Annotated in this window: 1 protein-coding gene; it reads left to right on the forward strand. The window is 54.0% G+C overall.

Features of this window, described 5'->3' with window-relative positions; translation table 11 throughout:
• The coding region (locus tag HMPREF2952_RS03850; RefSeq protein ID WP_168165178.1) for an RHS repeat domain-containing protein at positions 1 to 215 on the forward strand (215 nt) is incomplete at both ends.

Raw genomic sequence — 215 nt, forward strand, 5'->3', positions numbered from 1 at the left:
CGTTACGAACTCGATCCCTTAGGCCGTCTGAAAAAACAAATTGCCGCACTCAACGAGCTGACGCAGATCGAAACAGCGAAAAATGCAGTAACATCGGCTTATGCCGTCAAACGCAGCTACGGCTACGACCGCACCGGCAACCTGATCCACAGTACCGACCAACGGACGGGCACGACCCGGTTTGAATACGACAAACTGGGCCGGATTACCAAAGC

This window comes from Neisseria sp. HMSC068C12 (assembly GCF_001814095.1).
Classification (GTDB): Bacteria; Pseudomonadota; Gammaproteobacteria; order Burkholderiales; family Neisseriaceae; genus Neisseria; species Neisseria perflava.